Here is a 9,163-nt window from a genome sequence, read left to right as displayed (position 1 = left end):
TCCTTTTGTGCTGCCCGCCGGGTAGCCTATCTTGCAGTCGGCGGGTTTGCCAACCAACGGGTGTGTTGATTGGCAAACCCGCCCGACCGAAGGGGGAGATGATGAATTGATGAAAAAGAAAGAACTTCAGGGCGTTAAAGAGATAGCGCGTCGGGCTAATGTAGCCATTGCCACCGTGGACCGGGTGATTCATAACCGGGGCGGGGTATCCGAAAAAACGCGGGAGAAAATTCTCGCTATCATTCAGGAGTTAGACTACCAGCCCAACCTGCTCGCCCGGCGGCTGGCCTCGGGCAAATCGAACCGGCTGGTGGCCCTCATCCCGTCAGCAACCCCCGAACTCGACTTTTGGGACGCCCCCCGCCGGGGTATTCAGCGGGCCGATGCCGAGGTGCGGGCCTACGGGCTGCGGGTCGACGAGCTTTTTTTCGACCTGAATGACAAGCAGACATTTGTGGAGCAAACCCGCCTGATTCTGGCCAATCCGCCCGATGGCGTGGTGCTGGCGCCCATGTTTGTGGAAGAAGCACGGGCGTTTGCCGTGGCTTGTCAGGAAGCGGGCATTCCGTATGTGTTTATCGACTCCAACATCCCCGACCTGCCCAGCCTGTCGTACATTGGCCCACCCCTGTTCGAGAGTGGCTACCTGGCCGGTCGGCTGAGTACCTACGCCCTGCGGGGCGCGGGCCGGGTGCTGGTGGTGAATCTGGCCGCCGATCTGGAAAGTTTCACGTACCGACGCATTGAAGAGGGCTTCCGGGCGTACCTGACCGAGCATCGGCGGGCTTGCCTCATCGACCGAATCGACCTGCACGAAACAGGACAAACTGCCGTTTCGGCCGCCCTTTCGGCATACCTGAACAACCACCCCGACCTCGACCTCATTTTTGTGACCAACTCCCGGACGTTTCTGGTGGCCCGCTTTCTCGAATCGAGTTCGTTACCGGCCAAACCGATGCTTATCGGGTACGATTTGGTGCAGAAAAACAGCCATTACCTTCAGCAGGGCACCATTGATTTTCTCATTTGCCATCAGCCCGAAGACCAGGGCTACCGGAGCATTATGGCCCTCTACCAGCATCTGGTGTTCCAGACCCCGGTCGAAGCGGTGCACTACATGCCTATCGACATTGTTACCCGCGAGAATAGCCTTTTTTACGAAAACTAAGCCGGTTCAGCCCAGCAACAGTGAGGGCTATTGTGACAAAAAAGCCCAGCAGGGCGGCCGTTTGCCCAAAGCCACTAAACACCCGCCAGTTGGGCAGGGCCTGCCAGTCGGCCCCTAACCGAAGCCCCAGCGACACGCTGTTGAGCCCGGCCCATGCATAGAGCAACGGGTGATAAAACACCCCACCCCGGCCCAACACGCCGGGTAGAATAATAGGCGCGTGGGCAAAAATCATAGAAAACACAAAGCCCAGAAAGAAGCTATGCAGGGCGGCATCGTACCAAAAAGCGTTGCGCACGGGCAGCAGAAACAGGAGTCCGCTCAGAAACAACCAGCCGTAGCCGACCAGCAGCCATACCCCGCTGTACCGGGCCTGCCCCGGTTTTCGCAACGACTTGAGTGCCATATCGTACCGAAGCAGCCAGAGGGCTACGCCCAGCATACCCGCGCCCAGCACCGACTGCCCAGCCCCATGAAACGGTTGTCCAATGCCTAAGGCTACCAACGCCAGCAACGCCCAGAGTAAAGCCCGTTGGCCAGTCGTCAGCGGTAAAAACCGGCTCAGTTCGAGCCGTTCGCCAACGATGGTAAACAGCAAAAAGCCCATCCACCAGGGCACGGCCAACGGGTAGAAGCCATTCCGAAACAGCAAACTGTTGCCCACAGCCAGGCATACGCTGCCCGCCAACAGGAGGTAATAGTAACTGTGCCGGTGCCGAACCAGAAACAGGTAGGTCATGAGCACCATGCTCAACGCCCCTGCAATGAGTAATCCCTGCGCCAGTTCGGTAGCGCCCAGCCAGAAAGCGGGCAGGCTAAGCCCGTTGAGCAACGGAGCCAGCAAAGCCCAGTTTGTTTTGAACACCACGGCCCGTTCGAGCAGGATTAACGTGGTCAGAAACGAGCCAATCATCAAGGCTCCGTGTTGCCCTACAGCCTCGGCTACGGGCATAGGATACCCCAGCCGAACCAGCCCGGTCAGAATACCCAGTACCAGCGACAACAACGCAAAAGGCAACAACGCAATGGGGGGAATACGGATAAACTTCATGGCCCGCGGAGGTATTGGACAAGTGACCTCAGGCACAAAGAAACACGCGCCCGCCCACACCTAACCTGACCCAAATCAGACCGACGCCCTATTTAGGTCAAGCTGGGTGGTGGGGCATTGCCCTATCTTTGCCCGTATCATGAACGTAGCCGATACACCTCTTCAGGGCTCCCGCACGCAGGAACAACGCGACTGGCAAACCGCCCTGCTGTGGTGGGTAGTAGCCGGTGGCCTTGGGGTACTGTTACGGTACCTACTGTTGCGGCCGTCAGCCACGCTCGTTTATCCGTATTGGCTACATGCTCACTCACACGTAGTGCTGCTCGGCTGGGCGTTCAACGCCTTGTTTCTGACTCTGATAGCTCAGTTTGTTTCTTCGGCTCGCCAGAAAGCTTACCGACCCATTTGGATTGGGTTTCAGGTCGCCATTGTGGGCATGTTGGGGTTATTTCCGGTGCAGGGCTACGGGGCGGGCTCCATCATATTCTCGACGCTGCACGTGCTCCTGTCGTACTACATGGCCTGGCGGCTCTACACCGACCTTCGGCCCGACCACTCGCTGGCGGCTCGATTTGTGCGCTGGGGCTTGCTTTTTCTGGTCATGTCGACACTAGGGCCGTATGCCCTCGGCATTCTGAAAGCCCGGCAATTGCACGAGACAATCTGGTACAACCTGTCAATCTATTTTTACCTGCACTTTCTGTACAACGGCTGGTTTATGTTCGGGTGCCTGGCGCTCCTCGTCAGGTGGCTTGAGCGGTGGGGCTGTATGCCAGTTGGCCGGGAAGCCAACCGGTTTCTGCTGGTCTGGATTGGTGCTACGGTGGGAACGCTCGCTCTATCGGCCCTATGGACCCAACCGCCCATGTGGGTGTGGGCCGTGGGCGCAGTGGCCGGGCTGGCACAGCTTGCAGCCGGTGGCTGGCTCATTAGGTTGCTCTGGCAACAACGGTCCCGGCTACAAAGCAAATTACGGACTCCCGCTTACTGGCTGGGTCAGCTGGCGTTGCTGAGTTTCGGGCTCAAGCTTGGGTTACAGGCGTTGTCGGCGAGCGCGTGGGCCACTGAGTGGAGCTACACCCAACGGCATCTGGTCATTGCGTATCTGCACCTTGTGTTTATCGGGGTTATAAGCTTTTTCCTGCTGGCGTGGGCCATTCACCGCCGGATATTACGCCCCTCAGGCCCGGCACTTGGCCTGATTCTGGTCTTTTTCACGCTCACTGAAGGCGGTCTGGTGCTCGAATCAATCCTGCAACGCACAGGTACGTACCTCCCGTATTTCGGCGAAATGTTGCTCCTGTTTTCAGTGGGTCTGTGGATCGGAGTCGTCTGGCTATGGCGGGTGGCTACAGCCCAAAACAAAGGCGCGACCTCGGTAGAAGTCGCGCCCGGTTGATGGGGGTTTGCGTTTATCGTTTTGGGCAACCGGTCTTCTGGTTTATCGTTGAACCATCCCGCGCGTAGAGACGCATACTTGCGTCTCCTCATGCGACAGCCTTCATGCGCAGGCCTTTTTTGCCAATTTATCGTGGGCTGGCGCATGACTGTAGAGACGCAAGTATGCGTCTCTACAGTCATGCGCCAGCCTAACCAAAAACCGGAACGCCGACCGCCCTAAACAAAAAACTATATACCGCCTTCCTACTTCTGAGGAATCAGTTCGGCTAATTTCTTACCGAGGTCTTCGCCCCGGATATTCTTGGCCAGAATCTTGCCGTCGGGGCCAATCAGGAAGTTCTGCGGAATAGCGCGAACCCCGTACATTTGGGCCACTTCATTTTCCCAGAACTTCAGGTCCGATACGTGCGTCCAGGTGAGGCTATCTTTATAGATTGCCTTCATCCAGGCCTCTTTCGCATTAGGCCGGTCGAGCGAGACGCCGAGCACGGTGAAGTTCCGATCTTTAAAGTCGTTGAAATTCTTCACCACGTTGGGGTTCTCCATCCGGCAGGGGCCGCACCAGCTCGCCCAAAAGTCCACGAGTACGTATTTACCCCGGAAATCACGGAGCGACACCGCCCGGCCCGACGTATCGGCCTGGGTGAAATCCATCGCCATTTCACCAATCGATGTAGCCTTCAGCTTCACGAGCATACTGGCATACTCTTTACCAGCTTTACTACTTTTTACGGCCTCCGACAACCCATCGAACAACGGCTTCACATTGGTGTATTCGGGGGCGTAGCCGCCGTAGTTCTGCAAGGCGTCCAGACTAATCTGGCTATTGGGATTGTTCTTAATAAAATCGGCCCAAACCTGCTTCTGCTCAGCCTGAATAGCCTCGTACCGCTTCTCCGACGACTCGTTGAACTCCTTCGACTTACGCTGCTCTGCCGACGCCGACTGGTACTCTTTCATAAACAGCTCCATTTTCTGCGAAGCCGGTTTGAGTGCCATCCGTAGCTTGTTATTATCAACGTTGAGGGGAGTGCCGGCCACTACGGCATTCTGCATAGAGTCGGGGCTGATGACCGTGATGGTACCGGGCTCCAGATACACGCCCATCACCGACGCAGGGTTTACCCGGCCCTGTTTCTCAACGGCAAGCGAAGCCTGCATGGGGTTCTCAACGGACCCCTTAAACTCAAACGCGCCCTGCTGAATCAGCGCCGTATCCATTTTGATGGCAGCCCCGGCGCGGTACCGCAAAAAGGCTTTTGTTGCCGATGAATTGCCCAGTTTACCTTTAATGGTGTACGCTCCTCCCTGTGCCCAGAGCATCGAGGGAACGAGCAGCAAGGCCATGGTAGCCAGCTTTTTCATGTTCGAATGTATTTTGTAGACGATTAAAGGTACTGATTTTGCCGATTGCGTTGCTACACAATCGGATGAACGGCGGGCGAATTAGTCATTTGTCGTCAAAATGAGCCCGTAGCATGGGTTTGCCCATCCACAAAAGACATACTCACCCGTTTCGGGTTTATACTTGTACCGAACGATCAAAACCAACGAGCATTCATGGCGTTTTACTCCGACCATCCCGAAGATTTACTCTTCGATGCCGCCCGCCGGGGCGATACAGCCTACCTCAAGCAACTGATCGACAATCAGGTCGATATCAATATTCAGAACGGTAAGGGTTTTACCCCCCTGATTGTGGCCGCCTACGACGGGCAACAGGAAGCCACCCAGCTCCTGCTCGATGCTGGAGCCGACCCCAATATTCAGGATGCGAGCGGCAACACGGCCCTCATGGGCATTTCGTTTAAAGGCTATCCCGAAATTGCCGACCTCCTTATTCAACACGGTGCCGACCTCGACCTGCAAAACGGTAACGGGGGCACCGCCCTGATGTTTGCCACGATGTTTGGCCGTAACCCGATGGTGAAACTCCTGCTTGATGCAGGTGCCGACACCAGCCTACGCGATGCACGGGGGCTCTCGGCCCGCGACATAGCCATTCAGCAAGGCAACGAGGAAGCCCTTCAGTGGCTGTAATCAAAAGGGGCGGGTCACATAATGACCCGCCCCTTTTGATTACAACTCACTTTTACTCCAGTCAAATTGCGGATGCTCTGCAGGCGTTTGGGCCCCTTTCAAGAGAGTCAGCAGGGCCGCCACTTTATCAGGTTTACTGGCCGCCAGATTGGTGGTTTCGCCCTCATCCTGTCGCAGGTCGTAGAGTTCCAGCCGTTCGGGCTCCCCTTTTTTCTTCAGCCGGACCAGTTTCCAGTTATCCTGTAACAACACCTGCCGCAACTCGCCCTCATCGAACTGCCAGAACAGCGAACGGTTGGCGGGGGCCGGGGCTCCGCGCATCAAGACCCGGCTCATATCCAGTCCATCAATGTTGCGGGGCGGGGCAGTCTGGGTCAGGGCACATACGGTCGGGCTGATGTCCCAATTAGCCCAAACAGCATTGCTCACCTTGCCTGGCCTGACGCGCCCCCCCCCAGGCAATCATAGGCACCCGAATGCCCCCTTCGTACAAATCACGCTTGATGCCGCGCAACGGGCCGTTGCTGTCGAAAAACTCCGGGTCGGCCCCACCCTCCCGATGCGGGCCGTTGTCCGACGTGAAAAACACGTAGGTGTTCTCGTCCATGCCGTACTGTTTGAGCAAGTCCAGGAGTTTCCCCACATCCTTATCCAGCCGACTCAACATGGCCGCAAACGTAGCTTTGGGGTTTTTCTGGCTCGAATACGACGTGCCGGGGCGTTTCACAAACGGCGTTTCGGGGAACGGGCTTCGGCCGTCGGCGGTCAGAATCGGGCGTACGTCTTCATCGGTCGTTGCCATTTCGGCGTGCACAAGCGTGATGGGCAGGTACAGAAAAAACGGTTGCTTGTCGGCCTGCCGGTTCTGCAAAAACTCGAAAGCACGGTCCATAATCACGTCGTGCGTGTACTGGGTTGGCGAAAGCCGCAACACCGACAGTTGGCCGTTTCGCACCTGCCAGAGCGAATCTGTATGGTAATTGTGCGCGTGTCGGTGGTGCAGATAGCCCGTAAACTCGTCCCATCCTTTACGCTGCGGTGCCCCCGAATTTGTGTTCAGGCCAAGGCCCCATTTACCAAACATACCGGTTTTATAGCCATTGGCCTGTAACCGCTGTGCCAGGGTGGTATCGGTATCGCGCAAGGGTATTTCGCCATTGCCCCGCACGTAGGCATGGCCCATGTGCTTACCCGTCATGAGGGCACAACGCGAGGGTGCACACACGGTGCTGCCCGCGTAGAATCGGGTAAAGCGGGTCCCCTGCCGGGCCATGCGGTCGAGGTTAGGCGTTTTTACTTTTTGCTGTCCGTAACAGCCCAAATCGCCATAGCCCAAATCGTCGGCCATGATATAGATGATATTAGGCCGCGACTGCTGGGCTACGGTCACTGTCGTAAAGGCCGTCAGCCAAACGAGCAGCAAAAGGCAGAAAAGCCGATTTATGGGGTGCATCACGCTGTATGGTTTTGGGTGTACAGAAGTCAATTTGTACACGTAAGGGTGTCTGAACAGGTAATTTACCCATGCAGACACCCGAACCGACGGGCGCATTGGGTATAATCGGGCGTATGAGTTGCTTCTGATACACAAGGCCGGGGGCGTGGCAACGCCAAACCCAACAGCCGGCCGCTATCCCTCGTATGAAACGTATCGTTGCCCTTTTCGGAATCGGGCTCTGCCTGAGTTCTCTTTCGTTCGCCCAAACACCCCAAACAACGGCTCCGGCAGCCCAAACTGCCGTTCAGCTTACGTGGTGGAACCCTGCCCAGTCGGATGGGCCCGTAATTGAAGGGCAAGGCTGGACGGGCAAGGCCCTTTTGAGCCCCTACGACCGGCTCCCGGCGGTAGCCCAGAAAACGGTACGCCCGGCGGTCTGGAACCTGTCGCGCCATGCAACCGGGCTGCTCATTCGGTTTCGGGCCAATACCAACCAGATCAGCGTGCGCTACGCCGTCAATGGAAATCTGTCATTGACAAACATGTCGACAACGGGGGCCAGTGGCGTTGACCTGTATGCCCGCAACAGCGATGGCGAATGGCTCTGGTGCAACGGCCGACCGACCTATGGTGATACCATCCGGTTCACCTACACGGGGCTTCAGCCCTCCGAACCCCAGCACCAGAAAGGCCGCGAATACCAGCTTTACCTCCCGCTGGGCAATTCGCTCAAATGGCTCGAAATTGGCGTGCCAACCGGTAGTGCGTTTACCCCGCTACCGGTGCGCCCCTACAAACCGATTGTGGTGTACGGCACCTCCATTGCGCACGGGTATTCGGCCTCGCGGGCGGGTATGTCGTGGGTGAATATTCTGGGCCGCAAGCTCGACCAACCCATGATTAATCTGGCGTTTTCGGGAAATGGCCGTATGGAAAAAGAGGTGTATGAACTCCTGCCCGAACTCGACGCCCGCGTGTATGTGCTCGACTGCCTGCCCAACCTCATTTCGTCGACCGGGATTCCGCTCGACACCACCCGCGCCCGCACACTACAGGCGGTTCGGCTTCTGAAGCAGAAACGACCCAACACGCCCATTCTGCTCGTCGACCATGCGGGCTATACTGATGGCGGCACCAACCCCGGTCGGCGGCAGTTATACGAGGAAATCAACAATTTACAGCATCAGATTTTCACTCAGCTAAAAGCCGAGGGTATTCAGGACTTATACCTGCTCCCCTACTCAGCCCTGAACCTCGACGCTGAATCGATGGTCGACGGAACGCACCCCAGCGATTTTGGTATGCTCCAGTACGCTGAGGCTTACGAGCGGGTGCTGCGGCCCATTCTGAACGAACCAGCAGGCACTTTGTCAACCACCCGCGCCCGCACTCAATCGCGCGATGCGAGTATTTACGACTGGGAAACCCGCCACCGGGCCATTCTGGCGCGGTTGAAAGCGAAGCCGCCCCGGATTGTCTTCTTTGGCAACTCAATCACGCACTACTGGGCGGGCGAGCCACAAGCCCCCATTGCACGGGGTACCGATTCATGGAATGCGATGATGGAGCCGCTTGGGGTACAAAACATGGGGTTCGGCTGGGACCGAATCGAAAACGTACTCTGGCGCGTGTATCATGGTGAGCTGGATGGCTACACAGCCGAACAGGTTGTTTTGATGGTTGGTACAAACAACATTGGCCTAAACACCAACGACGACATTGTGGCGGGTCTGAAGTTTCTGGGACAGGCGATCAAAACCCGGCAGCCTACGGCTCAACTCCTGCTGATCGGGATTCTGCCCCGCCGAAACGAAGAAAAACGCATTGCCCGCCTGAACGAAGACATCGCCCGGATTGCCGGTGAACTGAATGCTACCTTTGCCCAGCCCGGCACGGTTTTTCTGGGGCCGGATGGCAAAATAGACGAATCGCTCTTTACCGACGGGCTTCACCCAAATGCGCAGGGGTACCGGCTTCTGGCTGACAAAATGCGCCCATACCTCAAACCAATCGTTCAGCCGGTTGTGCAGGAGCAACCCCGTAAAACCCGCAAAAAGTAAGACGG

Annotated in this window: 8 protein-coding genes; 4 read left to right on the top strand and 4 right to left on the bottom strand. The window is 57.0% G+C overall.

Annotation, left to right across the window (positions count from 1 at the left end; genetic code table 11):
* Positions 1 to 109 precede the first annotated feature (109 nt).
* A complete protein-coding gene (locus F5984_RS18410; protein WP_152125676.1) occupies positions 110 to 1,168 on the top strand; it encodes a LacI family DNA-binding transcriptional regulator in 1,059 nt (352 codons plus the stop codon).
* Here the strand turns inward: F5984_RS18410 and F5984_RS18405 are convergent.
* On the bottom strand, positions 1,134 to 2,219 hold the full coding sequence (locus F5984_RS18405) for a hypothetical protein (protein ID WP_152125675.1): 1,086 nt from the start codon (positions 2,217 to 2,219) through the stop codon (positions 1,134 to 1,136). The genes F5984_RS18410 and F5984_RS18405 overlap by 35 nt on opposite strands.
* A gap of 139 nt (positions 2,220 to 2,358) precedes the next feature.
* Between F5984_RS18405 and F5984_RS18400 the strand changes: the two genes are divergently transcribed.
* Positions 2,359 to 3,618: a hypothetical protein gene (locus F5984_RS18400; protein ID WP_152125674.1), complete on the top strand. Its 1,260-nt coding sequence runs from the start codon at positions 2,359 to 2,361 to the stop codon at positions 3,616 to 3,618.
* 245 nt (positions 3,619 to 3,863) lie between these two features.
* Here F5984_RS18400 and F5984_RS18395 read toward each other — a convergent pair whose 3' ends face one another.
* A complete protein-coding gene (locus tag F5984_RS18395) occupies positions 3,864 to 4,985 on the bottom strand; it encodes a TlpA disulfide reductase family protein (RefSeq protein WP_152125673.1) in 1,122 nt (373 codons plus the stop codon).
* 195 nt (positions 4,986 to 5,180) lie between these two features.
* Between F5984_RS18395 and F5984_RS18390 the strand changes: the two genes are divergently transcribed.
* The gene (locus F5984_RS18390) at positions 5,181 to 5,660 is read left to right on the top strand and encodes an ankyrin repeat domain-containing protein (RefSeq protein WP_152125672.1); all 480 of its coding nucleotides are present in this window, start codon (positions 5,181 to 5,183) and stop codon (positions 5,658 to 5,660) included.
* A 39-nt stretch (positions 5,661 to 5,699) separates the two neighbouring features.
* Here F5984_RS18390 and F5984_RS26770 read toward each other — a convergent pair whose 3' ends face one another.
* Entirely contained in the window at positions 5,700 to 6,089 is a 390-nt protein-coding gene (locus F5984_RS26770) for an alkaline phosphatase family protein (RefSeq protein WP_246169140.1), read from the bottom strand.
* Positions 6,067 to 7,113: a sulfatase-like hydrolase/transferase gene (locus F5984_RS18385; protein ID WP_246169138.1), complete on the bottom strand. Its 1,047-nt coding sequence runs from the start codon at positions 7,111 to 7,113 to the stop codon at positions 6,067 to 6,069. The genes F5984_RS26770 and F5984_RS18385 overlap by 23 nt, the downstream gene beginning before the upstream one ends.
* Before the next feature lie 188 nt (positions 7,114 to 7,301).
* Here F5984_RS18385 and F5984_RS18380 point away from each other — a divergent pair, with 188 nt between their 5' ends.
* Positions 7,302 to 9,158, top strand: a complete 1,857-nt coding sequence (locus F5984_RS18380; protein ID WP_185155555.1) for an SGNH/GDSL hydrolase family protein — start codon at positions 7,302 to 7,304, stop codon at positions 9,156 to 9,158.
* The last annotated feature ends 5 nt before the right edge of the window (positions 9,159 to 9,163 follow it).

Origin of the sequence: Rudanella paleaurantiibacter, from assembly GCF_009184635.1 — a bacterium.
Classification (GTDB): Bacteria; Bacteroidota; Bacteroidia; order Cytophagales; family Spirosomataceae; genus Rudanella; species Rudanella paleaurantiibacter.
This window is presented reverse-complemented; position numbering and strand designations above follow the sequence as displayed.